Genomic DNA, 24,514 nt, shown 5'->3' on the forward strand with positions numbered 1-24,514 from the left:
CTGTCTGCTTCCTTACCCGGTGACCCAGGGATTAGCGGCCGGAGCGGAGGGCACCGGGACGGCCGCCGGTTCCTCCGGGCGGGGGCTGTACTTCTTGATGGACGTCTCCACGGCGTCTTTGTGCCGGCCGGTGTACCAGGGCACGGTGCGGACCAAGGTGGCCGGGGCGCCGGAGGCGAGGACGACGGCGCGGCCGCGGTCGAGTTCGGCGAGGTTGGAGACGTCGAAGATGCGTTCCTTGCCTTCTTGGCGGGAGCGGCTGGAGCCGGACTTGCCGGAGGAGATGGAGACGTTGGTGTAGCTGTAGTCCCCGATGAGATCCGAGAGTGCCCGGAGGAAGCCTTCTTCAGCGACGCCGCCGCCGTAGACCTTGACGTTCGCGGCTGACCAGATTTTCCGCATGTTCGCCTCGCCCCACAGTTCGACGCCCTGGGACCAGGACTGCAGGATGCCCATGACGATGAGGCCCTTGGAGCCGTAGTGGCTGAACTGGTCCGGCAGGGCTGCCCAGCGGACGACGTTGGCCAGTTCATCGAGGGCGAACAGCGCGGGTTTGGGCAGGCGTCCGCCGCTGCGTTCGGCCCGTTCCTCCATGGCCTCAGCGATCGCCACCGTCAACGCCGTGGTGAGCGGGGACGCGGAGCCGGCACCTTCCTTGGAGAGGATGTAGATCGTCTCCTGGGAGGCGGCGAAGGCGTGCGGGTTGAACTGCCGGCGGGCATCCGTGGCTACCGTCGCGCCGGCCATCGGGGCGACCCAGCGCAGCGTGTTCCTGGACTTGAGGCACTGGATCATCTTCTCGGCGGTGCCGAAGATCCCGTCGCGCTGTTTGTCGGCCAGCTCCAGCGTGGACTCCAGGCCCTTGTACTGCAGCTCGTAGTCATGCTCTTTCAGGATGTTGATCGGTTCCCGGTTTACCTGCTCCGTCACCCACAGGTAGACCTGCGTGATGGGAAGTTCACCGAGCGCGGCCGCGAGGAAGTACGAGGAGAGGATGTCTTCGGCTTTGGGGTCGAAGTAGGCGTCCGGTTTGGACCCCGGGACCCGGGAGCCGACGGAGAAATGCTGGGTGAGTTTGTAGGCCTTCTCTTCGTCGGTGACGTAGGAGAGCGGGTTCCACCACCAGTCTGCTTCCTCCTGTGCGATCTTCTGCGGATCAAAGACCCATACCGGGGCCGTGAGCTCGCGGACGCCACGGGTGCCGTCCACGACGTCACGCTTGTTTGAGGTGGAGACCACGGCGCCGGGTGCGTCCAAGATGGCGGGCATGACCCGTGAGGTGGACTTACCGGTACGGGGACCCCAGATGTCGAGGCTGAGGTCTTCCCAGGACTGAATGAACGTCTGGCCGGTGGAGACCACCTTGCCGACGACGATGCCCGGCGTGTCCTTCACGCCCAGGCGCTCAGCCGTTGCCCTCGCGCCCTTCTCGGAGAACGCGGCCAGGGATTTGCCGCGGCCCAGATACCGGGCGGCCTTGTCGACGCGGGCACGCTTGGACGCACCCTTCCTCCACGCCACGAGCACGACGATGGCCAGAACCAGGACAACGCCTGCCATGAGGGCCGCCGCGACGGTGGACTGGACGGGCCACGGCACCCGGCCCTTGACCAGCCCGGCGATCAGATCAATGGGATGTTTGGGCGGCGCGTCGATGCCGGCCATCCAGGATCCCAGGTGAACGGCCGCGTAGGTTCCGCCGCCGACCACGACGATGAAGCCGATGGCGAACCAGACCAGCAGGGCATCTCCCAGGCCCATTCCTTTACGGTTCGGTGCACTCACAGCGAACCTCCTTCAAGGGGCAGGTCAGGGGTCATTGGGTCGAGGAGGGTTTCCGGCGCCTCATGCCACTTCCCCTCGGTGTCGTTGACTCCATCCGGGCCCTGTTCAAGCGAGGTCAGTCCCACCAGGACGGGGATCCCGGGCCGGCCGCCGACCTTGATCAGGAACTTCCCGCGTCCGGGAGGTTCGACATCGAGCCCGCGGGAGTCCCAGGCGGGCGGGTCCTGCCAGGAGATGAGCTTCTGCTGCTCCTGCCGCGACAACGGAATGGCGGAGGTCAGCAGCGGCATCTCGGAGGCAGGGAGGCCGCCGCAGATCACCATGCCGGAGCGTTCGACGAAGCCGCGGGCCTTCATCCGGTCCTCTTCTGCCGGCAGGGCCAGCAGGTCGGACATGGTGTGGGAAATCATGATCTGCCCGACACCCACGGAGCGGTTGAGACGGGTCAGGGCGTCCACCCGGTCCACCATGCCTTTACCGGCGCGCAGTGCCCTCCAGAGTTCATCGAGGACGACGAAGTAGTTCCGGCGCGGTTCCAGCCCGGCGTCCGCGAGGGCGTTGGCGACGTTGACGGTGCCGAAGCCGTAGGACCAGCACGCGAGCAGAATGGCAGCCTGCAGGTCGGTTTCAGTCTCGTCAATGCTGGAGACATCGAAGACCACGGCGCGGTCGCGCATCATCGGGTTGGTGGTGCGCCGGGAGAAGATTTCTCCGAGCTTCCCGCCGCCGGTCAGGCCCAGCAAGGTCGCCTCCAAGGCCCTTGTTTCCTGCAGATAGACGTTCATGTCGCCGCGGTCCAGCGCGACCTGGCGCAGCTCATCGGGGGCGGAGATGATCACGTCCAGCAGGTCTTTGAGGACAGGAACGCCGTCAAACCGGTCATCGAGGACGCGCAGCGCACGATCCAGGATGGTCTGTTCCTGATCGGTCGGCGGGTTGTTCCGGCTGATCGTGATCAGGGAGACGACCATGGTCAGGCGCCGGCCGTGCGCGTCGGCGCGGACCCGGGTCGCGTCCTCATGGTGGCCGCTGTCTTCGAGCAGCTGCGCCGCTTCGACGGCCTGGCCGGGATCAAGGATGTTCAGGTAGCCCACGCCGCGGCCGAGCCTGATGACCTGCCCGCCGAGCGCCTGGACGGCCTTGACGTGCTCGCCTTTCAAATCCCCGAGGATCAGGGGGTGGACGCCCTGGCCGGAGAGTCCGATGAACATCCGGCGGACCACGGTGGACTTGCCCAGCCCCGGCTTGCCCAGGATGAACGCCGACGGATTGGAAATCAGCCGTGCCCGCTGGAACCAGCTGATCGGGTCACAGCAGACCGTGGCCTGTGTTTCTTCATGGCGTCCGAGCGGGACGCCGATCATGGGCGAGGATGCTCCGGAGGAAAAAGGCCACAGACCGCAAACCTGGACCGTAGTTCCCCGGTATTCCTTCACGGACGGCACGAGCTGGGCCATGCCGCCGCCGCGTCCGGTCCAGCCGCGGGCCGACGGCCCGGGCTGACGCTGTTCCTTCTCAGCCTTCTTCTTCGGTGCAGCCTTGACCGGTGCTGCAGCCTTCTTGGCAGGGCGGGTGAAAAGTTTCATGCGGGCCATTACAGGGCATCCTTGATTTCGGAGGGCAGGAGGCTGTGCTTGGGAAGGACCAGACCCAGCGGCAGCGACGCGGCGAACGCGGTTTCCTGGGCGCCGTAGGCCCGGCGCAGCAGCACCCGGGCGGTACCGGAGGTCTGTTCCACGGCGGCCACGGCATCGGCGAGGCGTTCCCTGTCGGTCACGGTGGCGGTGACGACCATGCCGAAGTTAACCAGCCCTGCGCCCTGGGCTTCTTCCTGGGCGGTCTGCACGGCGGAGCGGGCATCGACCAGGGCGCGGGCGGACGGGCGTCCCCCGGAGGTGATGCGGACGTTGGCGTTGTTCTGGTCCCGCTCGACCACGGCCGCGGCACGGGCCGAATCCATCGGACGGTAGAGCAGTGAAACGCGCTTGCGGTCGATGTCCCCGTGCGGGGCCAGCAGCCGGGACAGGACCGAGGAGTTCACCGACCCGCGCGGGGCACCTGTCATGGTCCACGAGACGGAGAACGCGCCCTCGTGCCGGTAGTCGTCCCAGGACGCCTGAGTTGCGGAGGGTCCGACTTCGCCCCAGGTCAAGGAGACCGGGGAACCGGCGGAGTGCGCTTCGTCAATGATCAGGGCGGCAGGCGGATCGTAGGCGATCCGGACGACCTCGCAGAGTTCCTGAGCGGACATGGGACGGGCGATCCCGGCGCCGGTGGACTGCAGCCGGGCCGACAGGCCGGGGATCCGGGACGCGAGGTCCCGGGCTACGTCCTCCGGCGTGCGCTTCTTCGATCCTGCCCGGAGGGAGGCGTTGAAGGACAGGGACACCCAGGCCCGGACCGTGGCCGACCCTTCCGGATACGTGTCGACGACCTCGTGGAGCACGTTCTTGGCAAACTCCGGGGCGTTCGGGTCGATGTTCATCGTGACCTCGTTGCGGAGCCGGTAGCCCGAATCCGGTGCGGTCTCCACCGTCACCGCTGCGGCGTCCAGGCCTGCTTCATCCCCGAGGCCGGCGATCCAGCCGCCCCAGTTCGCGACCCACGCATCAACCTGCTCCGGGTCCACCAGGGACGCACCGTCGGGTTCGGTGGAGAAGATCACGGTGTAATGGCTGGTGGAAGGCACATGCAGGAGGGCGAACGGGCGCTTGTAGGAGTCGGTGAATTCATACAGGGTCGACTTCGCCGCAAGTCCGGGCAGCTGGTACATGCCCCGCTCCGTCACACCGAGGGGGCCGGAACGGTAAAGATTCGTTCCCGAGGACCTGGAGAGACGGAAGCTCATCCGTGTTCCGAAACGGTCGACAACGGACTGGCCGTGCTTGTCCTTGACCGTCAGCAACAGGGCGCTGGCCCCGGCCACGGCCAGGACAGCAAGGCCCGGGAACAGTCCCCAGATGGCGAAGCTGATGATGCCCAGCAACAACCCGGCCATGACAATGCCGGTGCCGATAGCTCCGAGGTTGCCCAACCCGGCAGAGCGCGGGACGCGCCAGTTGCCGTAGGACGGTTCCTTGTATTCGGTATTAATTGCTGCCACTGGGGCCCTCCCCGGTTGAATCCTGCGCGGTCTGTTGTGCGGCCTGAGAAACCCTGGACGCTGCTTGTGCTCCTACGGCGACGGCCATGCCAGCCGGACCGGCGGCCTTCGCCGCACCCGAGGCGGCGCCTGCGCTGCCCGCGGCAGCTCCTGCCCCGGTGCTGCCTGCTGTCCCCGCGGTTGCGGCGCCGGCTGTCCCACCCGGACCGGTAGCCCCGGGTGTCGGCTGGCCTCCGCTCCCCTTCGGGCCAGGCGTTCCGTTACTGCCCTTCGGAGATGCGCCTGACTGGTTGCTTTGTGTACTGGCCGGTGTCGGGGCGGCGTTGCCCTTACCGCTGCCACTGCGGCCCATGGACACGGCGCCTGTGGCCATGGCCCCAACGGCGGCTCCTGCTCCCGCTCCTCCGCCGGAGGCGACGGCACCGACCATCGGCGTCACGAAGCGCATCAGCGCCGGCAAAGCGAAGAGGGCCACAACCATCAACGTGAATCCAGTGATGGACCTGATCAGGCCGTCCTTCCCGCTGTTGTGCCCCATGAGCAGGAATGCGACGGAGTAGACGATGGCCGCAGCTGGTTTGTAGAGGATGAACGCGATGGTCCAGCCAATTGCTTTTTGGAACCACTGCTTTCCCATCTCCGTGTTCGTGAAAGCAGCGGTGGTGGGCAGGATGCCCGCCAGGATCACCAACATGCCGCTGCGGACCACCATCAGAACGATTTGGACGAGGGAGGCAATCAGACCGATCAATCCCAGAACGATAAGGATGAAAACGCCCACCCCCGTCTGGCCGGACACGATCAGGAGGTTCATCGACTCAGCAAAGCCCTTTCCGTCCGTGGATCGGTCGATGATGGCGGCAGAGAAAGCATCCGCGGCGACTACCAGAATCGAGATGACACCCAGGCCCAAGCCACTGACAAGTGTGAGCGTGACGAGGGACCGCAGTAGCTCCTTTAGCGGTGCTCCGCGCTGTTCCCAGATCATCCGGATACCGCCGAGAATGACGGCGAGGACAGCCAGCGTCAGCGTCCAGACCATCAATTCACTGTTCACCATGGAGACGATGGGGCTCGGCGTCGCACCGTCGGCGCTGGCCAGGTTCACCGTGGGCATGGACACCCAGAAAGTCGACAGAGTCGTCACCATCTGGCTCATGCCCTCCATGATGGCCTTCGCCATGTTGCCCATGGCGTCATCGGCGAGCCCTGAGACCCAGTTCCCGACTGCACATCCGGCATCAATGGGTCCACATGCTTTTTCTGCCACGTCAGGCTCCCGACCAGGGGATGAAGCCGCTCAGGTCTCGAAGTTGGGCTATTTCGTTGATCAATTGACCGGAATCGGCAATTGCCAGTTTCCAGTCCCCATCGGCCCATTGCAAAGGAAGGACCGCGTGCCCAAGCATCCCTTTGTCGGTCTGAAAGGCGATGTCAACGTTTGCTGCGGAAGGTGAGTAACTCTTGATTACGAAGCCGCGAAATTGAACGGTTGTGTTCGACGTGGACTTTGTCGAGGAGTCTGCCCTAGCGATATCCCGGCCCGGCCCGGGCATCAAGAGCTTGTCTGTTGCTTTCCGATTGAGGACAGGATCTCCAGAGGAGCCCAAAGCCAAGATGTTGGCGGCCGCATATAGGGCACCAGTTGGGGACTTCGCGAAGCATGATCTGAAGCCGTCTCCGTCTGTCACGCCCGGACCGAAGGTCTTGGGCTCGGTGGGTGCCGCCATTTTTCCTACAAGTTCCCACTTGGATTTAGGCGCTGCCCCCAGCGCCGTTTCCGTGCTTGAGGGCAGTCCGCAGACGCTTTTGTCAGCGGCAGCGTGGGCGGTGGGGCTCGTTGTGGCTGAGCTGCTGGGCTCCGCCGTCCCGGGGGCCGGTTGTGCGTTCCCCTGTCCTTTGGGGAGCAGGAAGATGACGACGGCTGCTGCTATCAGCGCGACCACCAGCGCGGCAGCAATGATGAAACCGGGTTTGGTGAACGGATTGCTTTCGGTGGTGCTCTCTGTTGACTGGCTCATGGTGAACCTCCCGTTGTTGGTGCTGGTTAGACGAAGGCGCGGACGATGCCGGCGGAGCCGGTGATGATGATGCAGCCCATCAGGACCCAGCCGAGCTTGCCGATGGCTTGGGCTCCTTCGCCGCGTTGGAGCTGGATGACCATGCCGATGCCGACGATGATGACGCCCAGGACGCCGAGGACCAGGCCGATGCCGGAGGCCCAGTTCAGGATCGTGAGCAGTCCACCTGCCTGTGCCGGGACGACCGGGGTGGGGTTGGGGATGACGCTTGCTGCAATTGCGGAGAAGGAGTTCATAGTGAGACCTTTCAGTTCGTGGTGGGTGTGGTGTCGGTAGCCAGGGCGGCTAAGTCAGTGATGAAGCGTTGGTATTCGCGGGCCGGCGGCGGTGTTGTGGAGTCTCCGTGCCGCCAGGCCTCGACCCAGGGCAGGGTCCAGAGCCGGGGCGCTCCCCCGCCGACGATGGCGGCGAAGTCACGCAAGGGTTTGGGAGTCTTCCCCGGTGCGTCCGCCAGGACGGCGAGGCCGAGCAGATCAACCGCGGGTGCCGCGCCTGATGCCCACTGGGTCAGGGCGCTCTGTGCGGCTGTCAGGCCGCGCATGTCTGCGCGGCAGACCAGCAGCACTCGAGGTTTGCTGCCGTCCCGGAGGGCGGGCCAGCAGTGATCCGCGATGCGTGCGCCGTCGACCAGATCGGCGATTCGGCTTTCCCCGGATCCACCGTGGGCGCCGGTGACCCACAGTGCTGCGGATCCTGCGACGGTGCGGCGGGCCAGACGGTCTGCGGCGTCCGGTTCGACCATGCCCCTCAGCGGCGCACTGATCACTGCCGCCGGCGGCACGTGCGCCTCCGGGGATGCCGCCTCCGCGCCGCCGGCCGGAGCCGGGCTGGTAATCCAGGGGTTCAGGGACTGCTGCATGGCTCCTCCTCTCAAAGTCCGTTGGTGGGTGGTTTAGAAGCCGGCGGCGACGGCGGCCGCGGCTGCCAGCCATGCCCGCTGGGTGGCGGGCTGGAGGGCTTCATAGCGGATGGGTCCGTTGACCAGGGCCGGATCGTAGGGAATCCGGACGACGGCCCGGACGAACGGGGCGAAGCCGTCAGCGATCCGCTGGGCCTCGTCCTTGGCCCGCTTCAGGGCATCCCCGCTCATGCTGCGTTTGGCGTCGGTGGACTCGGAGACGATCACGACGGCGCCCCGTGCCAGTTCTGCGTCGTGGCCGCCACGGGATTCCAGGGTCTGCAGGGTCAGCCGGGCGGCTTCGGCGCGGTCCTCGATGGCGGTGACGGGCACGACGAGCTGGTTGGTGTGGTCGATCATCCGGCGCCAGTTCGCTGCCCGGGCGGTGTTGCCGGAGTCCATCACGACGAGGCGGTAGTAGCGGGTGAGGACCTGGTGGGCGATGTCGACTTCCTCGGCGGTGACTTCGTGGTCGCCTTCTTCGTTTTCATCCGAGCGCAGGACATCGAATTTGTCGGCGGTCTGGTGGTGGACGAACTTGGCGATTTCGGCGGCGTTCGTTGACGGGGAGAGCAGTTCGGTGGATGCGTCGATCAGGTCCAGGACGCTGCGGTCGTGGGAGCCCTTTTCTGTCCGCCAGCCGAGGGTGCCTTGGGACTCGTTGTTATCCCACGCGACGGCGGCGGCCCCGCTGTAGCGGGCGAGGATGGCCGAGAGCATCACCACGGTGGGGGTCTTGTTCGCCCCGCCCTTGCGGTTGACGACGGCAATGGTCCGGGGACCGGGCCAGTGCTGGCTGACCGTGCGAATGTCCTCCCGCTCGGAGAGTTCTTCCTCCGAGGGGTCCATCCGCAGTCCCAGGCGCGTCAGCATTCCCCGCCAACCCTGAGTGGCCGGTTCCAGCACCGGGGCGCTGACCAGAAACGAGGTTTCTTTCAAGCTGCGCCGCGTCGGCGCCGCTTCTTCAGTAACGGCGGCGGCCGTCTGCGGTTCCGGGTTGGCCGGCACCGGAGCCGCATCGGCTGCGACGGGGGCAGGTGGCCACGGCTGGGCGTCCACCGGTGCCGCCGGAGCAGGAGATGGCGCGGATTCAGCTGGAGTGGCCACGGGCTCCGGTGCGGGGACGGTCTCTATGATCGCCGGGGCGACTGCCTTGGGTGTGGTTTCCGGAGCTTCCGCCCGGCGGCGGGTCTGCCGGGGGTCGTAGGAAACGGATTCGATCTTGTTATCCGGGTGGACGATGAGCTCACCGTGGCCTTCGGGGTCCTCGATTTGGACCCGCACGGGGCGCTGGAGGGTCTGTGCCTCGCCCACGATGAGGGCCAGGGCATTGTTGCGCAGTTCCTGAACGGAGTCTCCGGCAGGGACGACGCGGGAGTTGCCCGCGACGACGACCTCGGCGGTGCCGTTGTCGCGGACGATGGCCCGGATGTTGGGAAAGGCCATGACTTCGGTTGGTGTAGTACCCATGAGCTTCTTCCTTACGTGTGTGAGATTCAGAGGTGCGGCGCTTAGGGCAAGGGCGGGGTGAGCCGGTTGACCTTCCACGGGGCGTCCCTGCCTGTGCGGAGCAACTGCACCGTGTAGGTCCCGGCGTTGGTGGGGACCGCTGCCATGACGCCGAAGCCGTTGGCTTCATCGACGCTCAGCGTGGCGGGGCCGGTGACGCGGCTGACCGGGACGTTGGACGGGTCCACCGCCGAGTAGTCAGCGGTCGCTTGCGGGGTCAGCCAGCGGGCCAGGTCATTGGCCCACTGTTTTTCCTCCACCGTGGGGCGGGCGAAGTCCGTCATTGCCTTCCCCGCGACTTCCCCCGCGTTGTCTTTGCTGGCCTGATCCCAGGTGATGCCGATCGTGGCCGGGACCGTTCCCCCGGGCGCCTGGGGTCCGCTGTTGGCGCTCAGTGAGACCGGTGCGGACGCTGTGGGCTGGCTGGTTGATGCCGCCGGAGTCGTGTTCGCCGCCGGTGCGCAGGAAGCGCAGAGCAGCGCCACGGCGAGCAGGGTCAAGGGCTTCTTCACTTCTTCTCCTCTTCAGTGGGCAGGTACAGGAAAGCGGAGGGGACGGTGTTGGCCACTGTCCGGGTGTAGTAGCTGTGGTCCGCCGGGGCCGGGTTGCCGTTGTAGCCCTCTTCGACGTAGGTCCCGTTGTCCTTGACTTCCTTGACCACGGCTACGTGGCCGAAGTTCGGGTCCGCTCCCCCGGACCCTGGCGCGTACCAGACGACGGCGCCGACCCGGGGTGTGCTGCCGGTTGGCCAGCCTTTGGCGTCCCAGCCGGCCTTCCACGTCACTGCGGAACCCAGCTGCTGCCCGTCCGGGCGGAAGGTGCCGTTGAGGACCTTGAACGGTGCGCTGGTTGAACCCATCTGCTGGTTCACCCGCCACAGGGCGAAGTCCACACACTCGCGGTAGTACATGCCCAGCGGTGACGTGCTGGCTGTGTTCGCTCCGGCCTGCAACCAGGTCGGGGCGTTCTTCCACGGGTAGTCATCCCCCGCGCCGGATTGTCCCGGGATGGCGCAGTCGCTGCCTTGCAGGGAGAACTTCGAGTTCGAGAGCGCCTGAACGAGTTTGACGGCCCCGGGCCAGTACCTCTGGTAGTGGTACGGGTCGGCATTGCGCTGGACCTTGTTACCGGCAAGGGTCGGTTCCAACAGCTCCCAGCCGGGCACGGCCTGCAGGGCCTTGATGAAGTTGGTGGCGCTCCTGGTGGGGTCCATGCGGTCTGCGTAGGAGCCCCACGCGCCGTTGTCGCGCTGCTGGAACAAACCCCGCGAGTCCGGGCCGGCACCGTCGCCGGAGTCCAGCACCCGCAGGCCCGACTCTCCCAGGGCCACCATGACGCTGATCATCTGACCGTTTGCGGATAAGTTCAGTGCCTTGCCGGCGCCCATGATGGCTGCGGCATTCTTCAGCTGCTCCTGGGTGTACCCCTCGACCTTGGTGCTGCCGTCGATGACGACGGACACGGCAGGCCCGCAGTCAGCCGCGGCGGGTTTCGCGGGGGCCAGCAGCAGGAGCATGGCGAAAACCGAGCCGAGCATCATCACGGGTGCTACGACGGCGGTTCCGGTGCTGAGCCTCTTGGACGGCTTCACGGCTTCCCCCTGTGCTTCTGTGCTGTGTTGCCTAGCGGTCATGTCTCGTAGGTGGGCCCCGGCTAAACTCGGTGCAGAAGATACGATGGATTCAACCAAGATTTGATCTATCGAAGAAAGTTTAATTATTGGTTCAACCCTAGCAGGTATTGATCGCCCGTGCTTGTCTATGCCCTTTGTCTAAGGAGTGTCCGTGCCTGTCTCAGCCGCCGAATTTAGGGAGTGGTTAGAGGGGAGCGCCGTCAGCCCGTCACCTACTGCGTTGAGCACGCTGACCGGTATAAATCGGGGGACCCTGAACAATCAGCTCAGGCGTGGAAATGTTGCGGAGTCCACGGTGATTGCCGTTGCAAGGGCTACCGGCACGAACGTCATCGATGCGCTCAGCGTTTTCAGTCCGTACCGGATCATTAAGTCCCGGCCCATAGAGCCCTCTTCGGCAGAGGTTTTGAGCCAGGTTCATCACGCCGATCTCATGGCCGAGCTGCAGTTCCGCACCTCTCAAAGGCACTATCCCCGTGAGATGCGCAAGGGAATCGACCTCATTGCCTTCCCTCATGAGGGCTCTGTTCGGGCCTGGATCGATGCCATCGACCCGGGGGACATTCGTCAGAGGATGTCAGAGGAAACGGGCATGGCGCTTACCTATATCGCCACACAGCTCACTGAAAATAAGTTGAATCCTCACTTGGCGATTGCTGCGTCTCGGGCCGGCGGGGGCTCGTACGCGTCCGGCCTTGTGGTGACTGAATTGATCACGCCGGCCGAGGGAGGGTGGCAGATCCGGGCGCGCGAAGACGAACTACTTGAAGTTTCCGATGATGTCCTAGTGGACGCCATTTCCGCCCGCATTCATCTTTTGCAGAGGCGTGTGAAGCAACGCAAGGAAGCCCGCGAATACGCGGAGAAGATGACGGAACTTCTGGGATGAACCCGCTCACCGTCGTCCCGGTAAGCCTGATGCTCATTCTCCTGGGCAGCCTGACGTTCAAACGCATCAATACGCCGGTGTTGGGACACCAACACGCACTGCAGGGAAAAGCCAGCAGCATCGCCCTGTCGGGCATTTTCCTGACCCTTGCTTATCTGTTGCTCCTGCCCCCGGTCTACATGGGTGTGGAGTCGCTCATGCCTCTGACCAATGGCACCGACCTGATCTCCAAATACTTCGCCCTCGTGGCCGTCGCCTTCCTGGGCGGGCACCTCAGCGTTGCCTACGACTCACCGCTTGCGCGCAGGTGGACTGTCGGGGCGCCCGGAGCGGCCGTGCTGGGAATCGTCGCCACGGGCCTGCTTGGGACCCTTCTGGCGACGGATGCCCCGAATCCGTCACCGCAGCTGCTGGATTACGCTTCGCAGCCGAGTGTGCGCCTGAATACGTGGCTCGTGCTGGCCTACGTCGCCTACATAGTTTTCCCGCTCATCAGGCCCGCCTACAAGGACTCACGCAAGAATCCGCTCCGTGTCGGCCGGCTCGCGTCCGGGCTTATTGCCACCGGCTTTGCGCTGTCACTGATGCGTGCCTTCACCTATCCGGTCGAATTGGGCGCGACCGGCGACGTCACCTACCTCTTCATGATTGTTTCCTATGTCTCCACCGCCTTCGTGGTGATAGGCCTGGCACTCTTCGCCTATGCCCGGAAGAACCGCACACCGCAGACCGAGCTTCGCTCGGCTCTTTCGATCGACTAGAAAGGCTGCCTCATGAATGCCACGCCGCAAGACGCCCAACTAGCCGTCAAACGCGTCCTCGCCAAGGTCCCCAAGGAAGACGAGGCCGCCTACAGGGTCATCTTCGAAGCAGTGAAAATCTGCATCGTCTCCGGGATGAATCGACGGGAGGCAGCTAAGTTCCTTGGCGTGCAGGCTCGACGAATCGACCGCCGCGGACAGTACTTCCGATCACTCCTGGCAACCAGGAACCTGTTCCGTGGCGCCTTGAACGCCGGCGGCGGCTCATCGGCCGATGCTGCCGAGGTCGAAGCCATCGTTCGGCGGGCCTGGAAGCGCTAACCTTGAGGCCGCAGTTTGATCCATAACTAAAATTTCTTGATTTTGTGGCATATTGGAACCATGGCGCTATCAATGTCTTGCAACCCAGTCGCGAACCGTCGCCCGCACGGGAATAGCGCGGTCGACCTGCGGGAACGACTGCCCGGAGATTGGTGCGACACGGCAGCGACATCCCACTTAAGGGAACCTGATTCCGGTTCCATGGAGAATGTCCATGGAAAACCAAGGAATGAGGACGCCATGCCACAGCCCTTCAAGGGAGACCGCCGGAACATCACCGTGCGGATGCAGGCTGCTGATGCCCAGAAGCTGCAAGCTTTCTCGGACATTACCGGCGACTCCAAGAGCGATGTTGTTGCTCGCTTGGTGATCGACTTCCTAAAGACCATCGACTTCGACAGCATCTCTGGCCAGGAGGCCCTGCCTATCGCTAAGGCCAGTTAAAAACTGAAGGCCCGCTTTCGCGGGCCTTCAAAAAGTATGACGTTCAGATCCACATCTTGGCGGATCAGCGATCTGAACTTATCAAGCTCCCCGTGAGGGGCGCTCCATTTGCTATACCCCGAAGGGACTAGCTGTTGTCTATGGTACCTGTAGCGGCCGTGTCGTCAACATCCGACGCACTACAGTCGGCGCGTCAAGTCACGCCCGAAATGACATGGGCACTTGCCCCATTAATCGCCGGCGCATCTACTTACCGCTTGGGACGCTGGATCGGCGGTCGCTTCCAGTACCCGCGGCCGCAGAATCCGCCCCGGATCACTGCGACGTTGCCGGCACGGCCGGCGGCTGTCCTCATTCATGGTGCAGATGGCTCTGTGGCTACTCTCTGCCTTGACCTGGACACCTCTAAAGCGCTGCAGGGAGTCGTCGATGATGACGCCCAACGGCTCGGGAACCTCTTGGAAAGCTGCAGTATCCGCTACGTCGGGGACGTCTCCCCCAGCGGCGGCCGCCACCTTTACATCCCGCTTGCAGAGCGCATGAGCGGCACGGAGGCCCGGGAGCTCGTCGAAGCCATGGCTCTGATGGCTCCGAGTCTCGATCCCGGTCCGCACCAGAACGTCACGGACGGCTGTATCCGGGTTCCTGGTTCCGCGCATAAGTCCGGCGGTCACCAGCTCCTGACTACTCCCTTGGCTGCTGCCTATGACATCCTGCGCCGCCGTAATCCCGCCAATGCTGTGGCCGCGCTCCGGCTGGTCCTTGCGCCGGAGCTCAGGCGCGCCCGCGAACTGAAAGACCGGACGGCCAAGATGACGGCCGCCGCGACGGCGCACGGTATTCGCCCCGTCCCCTTCGGCGGGAGCCAATCCCCCTTGCGGGTGCTGGCCCGTACCGGCCTGTACGACACGGCCAAGTACGCCAGCCCGTCAGAGGCCCGCATGGCGGTCCTGAACCACTTCGCTGCCTGTGGCTGGACCCTGGAGCAGGTCCGCCTCGAGCTGGGCGGCCAGTTCCCCGGCCTCGCAGCCCTGTACACCACCACCGACCGGCAGGAGCGTCTCATCGACACAGAGTGGGCCAAGGCCTGCCGCTGGATCGAAAAACGGGGAACCCAGCCAGCAGGCAGAAGGACTACCCGTATTAACGACACAAGCCCCCCTAAACCCACAGGGGGGGGCGATAGAACCACCAGCAAGGCTGGCACACACCAGCTCGTGAACGATCTGGAAAATGTCCTCTACGCTGTCCTGGACCACAGACTGAAAGAACGCGGCCGCGAGGGCGTGAGTCTGCGTCTGCTGCTTCGGGCGGTGCTCGGCTACATGCGGACCACGGAGACTGATCTGCTGGACGTAGGCTGCCGTACCTTCGCTACCGCACTGGGCAAACACCACGGCACTATCGCCAGACTCCTTCCGCTGCTTCAACAGGCGTCTGATGGCATCCTGACCAAAGTCTCCGATGCCCGCGGCCGCGACGCTGATGTCTACGTGATTCAACTCCCCCAGCACTTTGAACAACTCGCGCGGGAACTGTCCTGGCGCAGCGGAAAAATCCATGGCATCCGCCCCGTTTTCCGCGTCCTGGGCGACGTCGCTGCCCTCGTTTACGAAGCCATCGAACGCGGACGCCTCTCCCCCACCACAGCAACCATCGTCCGATCCACAGGCCTCAGCCGGACAGCCGTAGAAACAGCCCTGGGCACCATGAGCAGCTACAACATGATTGAACGCCGGCACGGGCAATGGAGAATTACGGCCGGGACCAGCCTGACGGCGTTGGCGCGCCGGCTCGGGGCACTTGAGGATGCTGCAGAGCAGATTGGCCGCCATCGAAAGCAGCGCGCAGCCTGGCACGCATGGCTGGATCGGAACCTGGTACCTGAACTTGCAGAACATGAAGTGGAAGACCCCGACTCGGACCTGTACTGGATCCCTCCCTCCGAAAGTGAACTGGACTGGGGCGGGACGCTGTGGCGGGTGGCCTAGCGCTTCGCCGCGGGCAGATGACTGGAAACCAGCAATCAATATCAGCAGTATGTACTGGTTTCACAAGTGAAAAAAGTGAACAAAGGGAAACCATCTTCACAAGTAAATCCAATTGTCAGGGGAGTGCCACGTTAGCCCGGACGCTTGGAGAGTGTTCGCTTGTAAAGCAAGTGAACACAGCAGAGACAGTCAACCCGTATTTGCTGGCTTCACTGGTTTCACAAGTGAAAAAAGCGAAGACACGGAAACCAGCTTCACAAGTAAAGCCAGTGTTGCTGGCTACGCTGGAATCACTTTGGAAGGGGATTTGATGAAACACGATCTGGACCGCGGTGCCCTAAGCCGCGTTATCGCGGTAATTAACGGCAAGGGCGGTGTCTTCAAGACCAGCCTGGTGGCCAACGTAGGTGGACTCCTCGCTGAGGGCGGATCGCGTGTGCTCCTCGTGGATCTCGACCCTCAAGGAAACCTCGCCGAGGACCTTGGCTACGCCGACCAAGGTGACGGTGGTAGAAGTCTGGCGGCTTCGCTATGTTTCGGCGGAGAGCCCGACCTGCTGGCCGGCGTTCGACCCAACCTCGACGTCATCGCCGGCGGCGCCCATCTCGACGATGCCGCGGCATTCCTTGGCGCCAAAGCGCAGAAGGATCGTGACGCTGCGCAGCTGGCCTTGGCCAAACTGCTTGCTAGCGTCGCGGGGGAGTACGACCTGGTCCTGCTCGACTGCCCGCCCGGAAATGAGCCCCTGCAGGCAGCCGCGGTAGCTGCCGCTCGCTATGCACTGGTACCGCTGAAGACAGATATGTCCAGCCGTAAGGGTGTCGCCGCCGTCGCGGCCCGCATGGACAGCGTCGTCGGACTCAATCCATCTCTGGACCTATTGGGCGTTGTCCTGGTTGGTACCGGTACGAATTCCAAGCAGGTTCACAAGGTCACCCGCGACCACCTCACCGCCGATTTTGGAACGGACGAAGTGCTGTTCCCGATGAGCATCCGCCACGCGGAGGCCACGGCCCAGGCGTGTCGTGAGCGTGGATTGCTGGCCCACGAGCTCGAACGGGAGCTCAGCAAGGGACCGAAATGGTGGGAGGTCCTGCGCGGTGAAGCGAAGGCCGGACATGCCGGGCCAAAGTCGGCTTCCAGCGTGGCCGAAGATCTCCACGCAGTCGCCATGGAAGTGACCCGTCGCATCGCCGTCACAGAATCCCAGGAGGTCAACGCGTGAGCGCCGAACCGACACCCAGCCGACCCGCACTCGGATTGCCCCCGCGACGCACTGCAGCGCCGTCCGCCGAGGCGCCGCTGGCACGGATGCTCCCCGGACACCGGCCGGAGACGCCAAAGAGGGCAGAACCCAAAGAAACCGAAACAGCGAATATGACGGTGAGTATCCCCGCCCCGCTGCGAAACCGGGCGCGGGCCGCGTACCGGGCTACCAGCTACGCCGAAGGCGATAACACCTGGAGTCACTTCGTGGCGAAAGCCATTGAAGCCGAGACGGTTCGCCGCGAAGCCGAACACAATGACGGTGCGATGTACCCGTCTTGGGGTGAAAATCTTCCCGGCGGCAGGCGGCTCAAAGACAGCTGAAGCAGCACGGCTAAGTCCGTTGCCTTCCCGGAGTCGCTGCGCTGGCATGAGTAGTCGGCCTACTTGCCATGCGGATCCTTCCAAGCGCGGACCAGGCGCACCAGGTTGAGGTTGGACGGCTTGTGCACGAGCACGAGAAAGATTGCAACAGCGGTGCACGCCAGGCACGCGGCAACGATCCAGAGAGACTGTGCGTTGGTGATGATGCTGAACAAGAGGATGAAGAGCTTCACTGTGTTCCTTGCTGTTGAGATTGCTACCGACTGAGAGGGTCGGCTCCTGCGGACACAGTCACCCGCCACGCTGCCGGCGTGTGGGAAATGCGCTGTGTCCGCTTTTATCTCTATGCAGTCCGAAGCCCGACGGCTGCACGCTCTCAAAAAGGAACAGTTTGTTTGGTCGCACGACTCGCGACATCGCAACCCCGCTCAAGTACAGTCCGGTCATGGCTCGAACCGTAGGACCACCCAACAGGACCGAAATCATTCTGGTAATGGTTACTTGTGCGCTGATCTTCACTGGCCAGCGTCGGGACGCGCCGTCCCCTGTCATGTCCTTGGTCCAGCCCCGGGAATGGTTCGCGGGGCCCTAACGTGGCTGCAGCTTCGACGTCGAATCACCCCAGGGTGATGATGCGCGCGCCCGGTACGAGTGATGGACTGCAGTCAAAGCAGAGGAGGACGCCATGTGCCGTTGGCTCGCTTATTCAGGTTCGCCGGTAAAGCTTGAGGAGCTTTTGTACAAACCCGCCAATTCGCTCGTGATGCAGAGCAAGCACTCACGCCTGGGTGCCACGACCACCAACGGCGACGGCTTCGGCGTCGGCTGGTACGGATCCGCGCCGTATCCCGGGGTGTTCCACAGCACGGAGCCGGCCTGGCACGACCGCAACCTCCGCGAACTGTCCGCCCAGGCGTCGTCCGGCCGCGTCTTCGCGCACATCCGTGCCACGACCGGCTCGGCAGTCCAACAGACCAACTGCCATCCGTTCCGACACAACCGCTGGCTGTGGATGCACAACGGGCTCCTCACGGATTTTCCGACCATGAAGCGCGACTTGGCCTTCGCCGTCGAGCCCTCGCTCTTTCCGCTGATCGAGGGAGCGACAGACTCGGAGCTGTTCTTCTTCCTCGCGCTCACTTTCGGCCTGGAGCAGGACCCGCGCGCTGCGGTCGCTTCCGCGGTTGGGCTCATTGAAGAGGTCGGCCGGCGCCACGGCATCGATTACCCGATTCAGATGACTGTCGCAACCACCGACGGCGACACCACCTGGGCGTTCCGCTACTCCAGCGAAGGCCGGTCCCGGTCGCTTTTCCACAGCACTGACGTCGCGACACTCCGCGCCCAATACCCGGACAACCCCATGCTCCATGAGCTCTCTGATGAAGCACGCCTGGTGGTCTCCGAGCCTCTGGGGGACCTGCGCGGGGCGTGGCGGGAAATACCCGAGTCGACCTGCGTCGTAGTGCACGGAGGCGGGGAAGACCTGTTCGACTTCTCGCCCGCGGCCGGCTAGGGCGGGCACTGGTCTGCGCCCGTCAGCTGCTGAGTATGTCAACCCGAATCAGGACCATTGGGACGGGGTGGATTCTAACGATCGTCGCATGACTGGTCCTGTCTGCTAAATGCTCGCGCGATTGCCTGGATGGGGTATGCCGTCAGCCGAGTAATCCCGGCAAGAACCAGAAGAATCCCCACCGCGGTTAGTTGCCGATAAACATCAGCAGCGTCACGACCAGCGTTCCGCCATAGGTCAGGGCAAAACTCAACGTGTCCGTATTAAGGGGCACTAGTGGTTGCCAGGTCAGCGGCGGGGGAGCGAGGTGGCAGGTGCCGGTACATGGTGGTGCGTTTCAGCCCGGTCTTGGCGGTGATCTCCTTCATGGAGGAGCCTTTGTCCCGCAGCAGGGCGGCGTGTTCGAGCTTGTCGGCATCGATCACGGAAGGACGTCCCGTACGCCGCCCGTTGGCAGATGCCCCACGGCGTGTCAGAAGTCCTCTGCTCCGAACCGGTGATGGGGCGGTAGCGAATGTCTGGCGGTCAGGTTCCACTTAGTGCCGATTCAGCTACAGGCGACCGGCGCCGGGCCTGACATTTCATTTGCTGTCGGTGCGGCTGCACTGATCAGCTGGGCAAGCAGGTCCCGCATGACAAGGCCTGGACCACTTGGGCGATCTACGTCACGTACTAATTGGAATAGTGCTAGAGTACGTGACGTAGTGTTCCAGCGAACAGGAGAGAGCCATGACCATCACCCCACCCACCGACCCGGCCGCGGAGTTCCAGTACGTCCCGGTACCCAACGAGCACGTCCGTGCCGTGCTTGTCTTCCTCGGAGAACGGCTTTCGACTTCGGCCGTCACACCCGCCACCCCCATCGAGCCAACTGCTAAGGATGCGTTCGTCACCGATCAGGCAGCGATCGACAGCTGGACCGACGAGAACCTGATCAAGTTCTTCGCGATGGACACCAAGACCAACGTCATCGTCGGACGAATGCTCCGCCACCTCTCCGGCCACCCCGGCCCGGACGGCGCTCTGAGCACCCGTGAGTTGGCGGAGGCGCTGGACGTGGACTACTCCGTCATGAAGAACATCCCGACTCAGGTCAGGCGCACGCTGGGCAAGCACTTCCCAGAGTTGACCAAGCCTTGGTGCGCGCAGTCCGGGCCCAAGTTCACGCCGCCGCGTCCCAACGAGGTGTTCTTCTGGGTCACGGCTGAGCGCGCGGCTCAGTTGAAGCGCCTGCGTGGCTGACGCGCGGCCTCCTTACAGGAACCTTTAGCGGGCGGCCGGTCCCTCCACCGCGGCACCTTCCGCCCGTCGACGGGGGCGCCGGGCGGAGCGTTCATGGCTGGCCTGACGATGCAGCTATTGCGTCTCAGTTCCTAGGAAGTGGAACGCCCGAGGTTGGGTCTTCGAAGAGTTGCGACACGCCAGGACATTTCGTTCCAAAACTATCTTCTTTTTGATGTCCCGTGCGGAGCGTGCAGGATAAGTATCGGTACAGTGAATCCATGGAAATTGGGTACGCCCGCGTCTCGACCGCGAAACAGGACCTCGACCGGCAGATAGAAGCACTACGCGGCGAGGGCATCCCTGCCCGGCACATCTACGTGGACAAGAAGTCCGGATCCACCACAAACCGGCCCGGACTTCATGAAGCACTCGACCAGGCCCGCGAGGGGGACGTGATCGTTGTGCATACCCTGGATCGGCTGGGCCGCACCGTCCGGGACACTCTGAACCTCATCCACGACCTGGCCGGCCGCGGGGTCGGAGTCCGGAACCTGGCTGACCCGATCCGGGTTGATTCCGCCAATCCGGAGGATCCCATGTCGCAGCTGGCGGTCGTGATGCTCGCGCTCTTCGGCCAGATGGAACGAACCTACGCGATCGAACGCGCAGCCCACGCGCGTGCTGTTGCTGCTGCTAAGGGCAAAAGGATCGGCCGGCCCAGCGTGGTCGATCCAGCGAAGCTCGCCTACGCCGCACACCTTCGTGACCAGGAGGATCAGTCCATCTCCGAGATCGTCAAAGCCACGGGTATCACCCGCTCCAGCCTCTACCGTTATCTGCCACCTCGTCCACGAGAGACGCTGACCGCCGAGAACCAGCAGAACGCCTAAAGAGCCCAACGTTCGTGGCGGTTCGTGCAGACGACTTCAGGCAGAGTGACGTTTGGTGCACGCGACTTCGAACAAAAACGACGGTTGGTGCAGACGACTTCGAGCACCTCCGTGTCAGGAGTCGCCTGCACAAGTCCCGTACTTCCGGGGGATCCAGTGCAGACGACTTCTGAAACTGACAGATTCGGATTCGCGCGGGGGTGTCCCACCGAGGGCGTCCCGGTTCCAAGGAAATGGAACATGGCAACGATTGGGCTTCTGGGGGTGCGCTCAGTGTGGAATAGTGCCGTCAATAACCTTGGGGGTAGACGTATGAAGTGCAGTCGTTTGCTGGACATCGTTGTCGCGATTTCTCTTGTGGCGGTCCCGCTCACGGGATGCGCGGGGCAGCCGCCAAGAGGCGAAGACCTGCAATCTTTTGGCTCCATTGATGAGGTCTACGCTGCCGTCGATGACGTCTTGGGTTGCGATTCTAAACCCGGTGGCGATCCGGTTGTTCCCATGGGCGATGGCGTCCGCCTCACTTCGGCGCAGAGACTATGTTCGGCAAATGTCCAGATAGACCTTTATCCGAATCAGGACGCTCTTGAGGAAAGCTATCAAATATGGGCTGACTCAAGTCAGGGCAAAATCCCTCTCGTTCGAGGCAATAATTGGATGGTTGTTGACCTCAGCCAAATTGCGGGTGGCCAGGTGTCAACGTTCGACCTCGAACGTTTGGCCGAGAAACTGAACGGCGAGTACGCCGTTGTCGGCACATAGGTGGCGGCACCCCAAGAAGTGTCCGCAGGCGAGTAGCCTCGACCGGAACGATGCCCGCGAGCCCCGGTGAAGGATCCTCGGGGGGGAGTGCTCCATCTGGTGTCCCAGTTCAAGGAAGTGGAACGGTGCCGATTCGCCCCCACTGTAACGTTGTGCCTGCGTCGCCAACGCAGCAAATTGACTACTTCTTCTCATGCCGGCCCCCTGGGACAGAGGCCAACTTCGATTTCCAATCGGGAGCACCTACCTCGTGAAGCCACTGCGCGAACTTTCACTGTCGCAGGCCAGAATCAGTCGTGCCCAGGGCAATATCAAAGAGTTCGCCCAACTCCTCGGTGAGTACCTTGAAGGCCGCCCATCACGGATACGAGTCGACATCGATGCCCAAGGCCACGGGGCCATTCGGGTGGAACGCCGCGAACCCATCCCCGACCAACTCTCCATCCTCCTGGGAGAGGCACTTCAAAACCTACGCGCCGGCTTGGACAACTGCCTCTACGCCGTAGCGATCATCGACTCGGGAACCAACCCACCGCCAGGAGCTTCCCAACTTCAATGGCCCATCGCGCTTTCACCCAAGGAATGGACCGCGAACAAGAAGCGGCTTCAGCACCTATCTCCGCATCTCATCGAGGCCCTTCATCGCATCCAGCCCTTCCAGGCTGAGAACCCCGGGTGGAATTGCCTTCGCATCTTGCACGACCTTGCGCGCATCGACCGGCACCGCGCCGCCCACGAACTCGCGATGATGCCGGAGAAAGTCAAAGGAACCTACGACAAGAAGACCATTCACGACCTCAAGATTAATGAAGGGCCACTCGACGACGAGGGCATCGTGGTCACCTTCACCAGGCTTGGAGACGGAGAGCTGACACCGAAGATGCTCGACCTGCAGTTCGAGTTCGATATTGATGTCCGTGACGTCGAAATGGCCCCACATATCGTGACGGGCAAACCGTCCCGACCATGGGGGTCGTTGGACAATCGTCTGAAGGTCATGTGCGCCGCAGTCGAAGACTACGCTGACGGCCTGGTGGAGCTGGCCCGAAACCCTGAACTGGCACGGGGCTGAGCAAGCGTAGCGGAATGCTCGGATTAGCCGGTGCCACGGTAGCCATCGCAATGGTTGGTCACGGCCTGAAGAACGCTGAGCCAGTAGCGTACAGGAGCTTGGTGAAGCTTTTCGAACTCCGCAACAAGGTCGCTCACACTGGCCGACTCGAGTCAGAGCCGAGTGCCGTGGAATCACTCAAGCTCGCACAGACGTCCGTGCGGGCCGCCTACAGAGCTGTGTCATGGTTGCGTTCAGCGTCCGTCTAAGGAGGTGGTTCAACGTGGGGTTCATAGATGCGTGCGAATTGTTCCGCCCGAAACCCAGGCTCCCTCATCCTTCTCACTATGGATTGAGCCTATGCGCTGAAGCCGGGTGGTTTTGTGATTGAATCTGTCCATCGAACGGCGTACTGAGGCGCCGAAGGACACTGTCATGGGGGTACAGGTGCCGCTGATTGCGATGTTAGACGGGGAGCGGGTTGACGCCACGAGGCACGATCCGGAATCGTGGGCGGCCCTTCAGGCATCAGAAGACCGGAAGCGGCTTGTCATGCCCGTGTGTAATATCCGGGCGGTCGCGAAAACCCGCGGACAAGCCACGAGGTTTTTCGCTCACTACCGACTGACCGACTGCGCCGTTGACCACGGCGGCGAATCACCCCAGCACCTTGCCATGAAAGAGGCCCTGGCCAAGGGGATCGCGGAGGTACCCGGCTGGCATGCCGTCATCGAGTACCCCCATCCCTCCCGCGAGTGGATTATCGATGTTCTGGCAGAGTCCGACGACATGCTCCACCGCGTCGCCTTCGAAGTGCAGCTTTCTTCGCAGACGCCGGCGGACTACTTCCGCCGAACTCAAAGGTACTTCGACAGCAACGTCTTCCCGGTGTGGCTGGTACCCCGGGCCCTCGAATACAGTGCCATCCATCTGCCTGTGGTGATCACCGGCTTCGGCAAGACCTCAGAAGTCCCGGACGACCCCGCGGAGCTCCTTGATCTGGAGACTAAGCACAATTTGCCTGCGGAGCAGGACGGCCTGGGCGACTTCATTAAGGACCTGTTGAGTAACGGCCCACGCTGGAGATCAGGGACGCCGAAGAAACAGCAGGAGGACTGGGACGCCGAACAGCGTCGACGCGTCGAGGAGCAACTGGCCGAAGCTGAACGTATCGCGAGGGCCGAGGTAGCCGTAGAGAAGACGAACCGCCGTAGCGTCGCCCCTGAGAAGGCATTCGAACCGCACACCGTTCATACCGAATCCGGCCCGTTTGTGTGGGCAACCTTGACGGACTGCTGGAAATGCGGGCGACAGATGATGGTCTGGGAGGCAGCCAGCGGCCGCGCGGGTGAGCAGTATTCCTCGGCGGGGCAGGTGGCCGTGAAAAGCACGGTGGGGCAGAAGCGATACGAAAACCACCCGGACGTCCATCATGCCGTGAACACATGGATTACACAGTCCGGTGCGACCGTGACGAAGGCGAAAATCGAACTGCGGAACAGCCAGGGCAGGGGGGAACCTTACAGCGCCTTCATATGTCCGGAATGCGGCGCACTCATGGGCCAGGTTTTCGTCGCACAGATCAATGCCGAGCACTGGTCAGTCATCAGTGCGCCACTTCTCCGGACTAACTGAAAGTCGGAAGCAGAGGATCCCACAAGGCGGTCGCCGTCTTGGTCGATGCCATGGTTCCCCTGAAGCTGTGTGCACAGAATTTTCGAAGGTGCCCCGTGTCGAGAAGGAGCTTCCTGAGCCTTCATAGGACCGTTCCAGCGTCGACGCAGGGACAAGGTTCGACCGGATACACTGGCACTTGCTTTGCGAAACTCGGTAAGACTTGGTCAGAAAGGTAATGATGCCGGAGTCCTGGTTGTCCGCTGAAGAGATCGCCGAGCATTTGGGCGTGATAAAAGACACCGTCTACTCCTGGATTTCTACCAAAGGCATGCCCGCGCACAAGGTCGGTCGTCTCTGGAAGTTCCAAATCAGTGAAGTTGATGAGTGGGTCCGCAGTGGCGGTGCGGCGGAAGACTCGCCCATATCGTCGGATAAGGCGGAATGACGGC

General features: G+C 63.2%; 26 protein-coding genes. 14 read left to right on the plus strand and 12 right to left on the minus strand.

Annotated features, from left to right (window positions below; translation table 11 throughout):
* Positions 1–12: 12 nt before the first annotated feature.
* The 10 genes from AC1DN2_RS19415 to AC1DN2_RS19460 are packed head-to-tail and all read right to left on the minus strand — an operon-like array spanning position 13 to position 10,916.
* Positions 13–1,785, minus strand: a complete 1,773-nt coding sequence (locus tag AC1DN2_RS19415; RefSeq protein WP_476851576.1) for a type IV secretory system conjugative DNA transfer family protein — start codon at positions 1,783–1,785, stop codon at positions 13–15.
* A complete protein-coding gene (locus AC1DN2_RS19420; protein ID WP_476851577.1) occupies positions 1,782–3,380 on the minus strand; it encodes an ATP/GTP-binding protein in 1,599 nt (532 codons plus the stop codon). Before AC1DN2_RS19420 ends, AC1DN2_RS19415 begins: the two co-directional genes overlap by 4 nt.
* Positions 3,380–4,888, minus strand: a complete 1,509-nt coding sequence (locus tag AC1DN2_RS19425) for an SCO6880 family protein (protein ID WP_476851578.1) — start codon at positions 4,886–4,888, stop codon at positions 3,380–3,382. The genes AC1DN2_RS19420 and AC1DN2_RS19425 overlap by 1 nt, the downstream gene beginning before the upstream one ends.
* Positions 4,875–6,158 (minus strand): TrbL/VirB6 family protein, encoded by a 1,284-nt coding sequence (locus AC1DN2_RS19430; RefSeq protein WP_476851579.1) that lies wholly within the window; start codon positions 6,156–6,158, stop codon positions 4,875–4,877. Before AC1DN2_RS19430 ends, AC1DN2_RS19425 begins: the two co-directional genes overlap by 14 nt.
* A gap of 1 nt (position 6,159) precedes the next feature.
* Positions 6,160–6,909 carry a DUF8175 domain-containg protein gene (locus tag AC1DN2_RS19435; protein WP_476851580.1) on the minus strand — a complete coding sequence of 250 codons (750 nt, stop codon included), beginning with the start codon at positions 6,907–6,909 and terminating at the stop codon, positions 6,160–6,162.
* Between the two features lie 26 nt (positions 6,910–6,935).
* On the minus strand, positions 6,936–7,205 hold the full coding sequence (locus AC1DN2_RS19440) for a hypothetical protein (protein ID WP_476851581.1): 270 nt from the start codon (positions 7,203–7,205) through the stop codon (positions 6,936–6,938).
* A gap of 11 nt (positions 7,206–7,216) precedes the next feature.
* Positions 7,217–7,828 (minus strand): DUF6668 family protein, encoded by a 612-nt coding sequence (locus tag AC1DN2_RS19445; RefSeq protein ID WP_476851582.1) that lies wholly within the window; start codon positions 7,826–7,828, stop codon positions 7,217–7,219.
* Positions 7,829–7,861: 33 nt separating this feature from the next.
* The gene (locus AC1DN2_RS19450) at positions 7,862–9,337 is read right to left on the minus strand and encodes a MinD/ParA family ATP-binding protein (protein WP_476851583.1); all 1,476 of its coding nucleotides are present in this window, start codon (positions 9,335–9,337) and stop codon (positions 7,862–7,864) included.
* Positions 9,338–9,378: 41 nt separating this feature from the next.
* A complete protein-coding gene (locus AC1DN2_RS19455) occupies positions 9,379–9,888 on the minus strand; it encodes a hypothetical protein (RefSeq protein ID WP_476851584.1) in 510 nt (169 codons plus the stop codon).
* Positions 9,885–10,916, minus strand: coding sequence for a CHAP domain-containing protein (locus AC1DN2_RS19460; protein ID WP_476851615.1), 1,032 nt, complete (start codon positions 10,914–10,916; stop codon positions 9,885–9,887). Before AC1DN2_RS19460 ends, AC1DN2_RS19455 begins: the two co-directional genes overlap by 4 nt.
* Positions 10,917–11,160: 244 nt before the next feature.
* Between AC1DN2_RS19460 and AC1DN2_RS19465 the strand changes: the two genes are divergently transcribed.
* The 7 genes from AC1DN2_RS19465 to AC1DN2_RS19495 all read left to right on the plus strand — a co-directional run bounded on the left by AC1DN2_RS19465 (position 11,161) and on the right by AC1DN2_RS19495 (position 17,005).
* Complete coding sequence (locus tag AC1DN2_RS19465; protein WP_476851585.1) at positions 11,161–11,898, plus strand: hypothetical protein; 738 nt, start codon at positions 11,161–11,163, stop codon at positions 11,896–11,898.
* Positions 11,895–12,659, plus strand: coding sequence for a hypothetical protein (locus AC1DN2_RS19470; protein WP_476851586.1), 765 nt, complete (start codon positions 11,895–11,897; stop codon positions 12,657–12,659). Before AC1DN2_RS19465 ends, AC1DN2_RS19470 begins: the two co-directional genes overlap by 4 nt.
* A 12-nt stretch (positions 12,660–12,671) precedes the next feature.
* Entirely contained in the window at positions 12,672–12,980 is a 309-nt protein-coding gene (locus tag AC1DN2_RS19475) for a hypothetical protein (protein WP_476851587.1), read from the plus strand.
* Positions 12,981–13,220: 240 nt separating this feature from the next.
* Positions 13,221–13,424, plus strand: coding sequence for a hypothetical protein (locus AC1DN2_RS19480; RefSeq protein ID WP_243182081.1), 204 nt, complete (start codon positions 13,221–13,223; stop codon positions 13,422–13,424).
* Positions 13,425–13,798: 374 nt separating this feature from the next.
* Entirely contained in the window at positions 13,799–15,415 is a 1,617-nt protein-coding gene (locus tag AC1DN2_RS19485) for a hypothetical protein (RefSeq protein ID WP_476851588.1), read from the plus strand.
* Between the two features lie 310 nt (positions 15,416–15,725).
* Positions 15,726–16,640, plus strand: coding sequence for a ParA family protein (locus tag AC1DN2_RS19490; protein ID WP_476851589.1), 915 nt, complete (start codon positions 15,726–15,728; stop codon positions 16,638–16,640).
* A gap of 152 nt (positions 16,641–16,792) precedes the next feature.
* Positions 16,793–17,005, plus strand: coding sequence for a hypothetical protein (locus tag AC1DN2_RS19495; protein ID WP_476851590.1), 213 nt, complete (start codon positions 16,793–16,795; stop codon positions 17,003–17,005).
* Positions 17,006–17,064: 59 nt separating this feature from the next.
* On the opposite strand, the gene AC1DN2_RS19500 is transcribed toward AC1DN2_RS19495, so the two are convergent.
* The gene (locus AC1DN2_RS19500) at positions 17,065–17,238 is read right to left on the minus strand and encodes a hypothetical protein (RefSeq protein ID WP_476851591.1); all 174 of its coding nucleotides are present in this window, start codon (positions 17,236–17,238) and stop codon (positions 17,065–17,067) included.
* Positions 17,239–17,690: 452 nt separating this feature from the next.
* On the opposite strand from AC1DN2_RS19500, the gene AC1DN2_RS19505 reads away from it, so the two are divergent.
* Complete coding sequence (locus tag AC1DN2_RS19505; protein WP_476851592.1) at positions 17,691–18,521, plus strand: class II glutamine amidotransferase; 831 nt, start codon at positions 17,691–17,693, stop codon at positions 18,519–18,521.
* 263 nt (positions 18,522–18,784) lie between these two features.
* Here the strand turns inward: AC1DN2_RS19505 and AC1DN2_RS19510 are convergent, their stop codons facing one another.
* Positions 18,785–18,946 (minus strand): hypothetical protein, encoded by a 162-nt coding sequence (locus tag AC1DN2_RS19510; RefSeq protein WP_476851593.1) that lies wholly within the window; start codon positions 18,944–18,946, stop codon positions 18,785–18,787.
* A 304-nt stretch (positions 18,947–19,250) separates the two neighbouring features.
* Between AC1DN2_RS19510 and AC1DN2_RS19515 the strand changes: the two genes are divergently transcribed.
* The 6 genes from AC1DN2_RS19515 to AC1DN2_RS19540 all read left to right on the plus strand — a co-directional run bounded on the left by AC1DN2_RS19515 (position 19,251) and on the right by AC1DN2_RS19540 (position 24,510).
* Positions 19,251–19,763 (plus strand): hypothetical protein, encoded by a 513-nt coding sequence (locus AC1DN2_RS19515; protein WP_476851594.1) that lies wholly within the window; start codon positions 19,251–19,253, stop codon positions 19,761–19,763.
* Positions 19,764–20,023: 260 nt separating this feature from the next.
* Complete coding sequence (locus tag AC1DN2_RS19520) at positions 20,024–20,635, plus strand: recombinase family protein (protein WP_476851595.1); 612 nt, start codon at positions 20,024–20,026, stop codon at positions 20,633–20,635.
* A gap of 240 nt (positions 20,636–20,875) precedes the next feature.
* On the plus strand, positions 20,876–21,397 hold the full coding sequence (locus AC1DN2_RS19525) for a hypothetical protein (protein ID WP_476851596.1): 522 nt from the start codon (positions 20,876–20,878) through the stop codon (positions 21,395–21,397).
* Positions 21,398–21,647: 250 nt separating this feature from the next.
* Complete coding sequence (locus AC1DN2_RS19530) at positions 21,648–22,469, plus strand: hypothetical protein (protein WP_476851597.1); 822 nt, start codon at positions 21,648–21,650, stop codon at positions 22,467–22,469.
* Between the two features lie 414 nt (positions 22,470–22,883).
* Complete coding sequence (locus tag AC1DN2_RS19535) at positions 22,884–24,083, plus strand: competence protein CoiA (protein ID WP_476851598.1); 1,200 nt, start codon at positions 22,884–22,886, stop codon at positions 24,081–24,083.
* Positions 24,084–24,300: 217 nt separating this feature from the next.
* Positions 24,301–24,510: a helix-turn-helix domain-containing protein gene (locus tag AC1DN2_RS19540; protein WP_476851599.1), complete on the plus strand. Its 210-nt coding sequence runs from the start codon at positions 24,301–24,303 to the stop codon at positions 24,508–24,510.
* The last annotated feature ends 4 nt before the right edge of the window (positions 24,511–24,514 follow it).

It is taken from the genome of Arthrobacter sp. 01L42, from assembly GCF_056400005.1.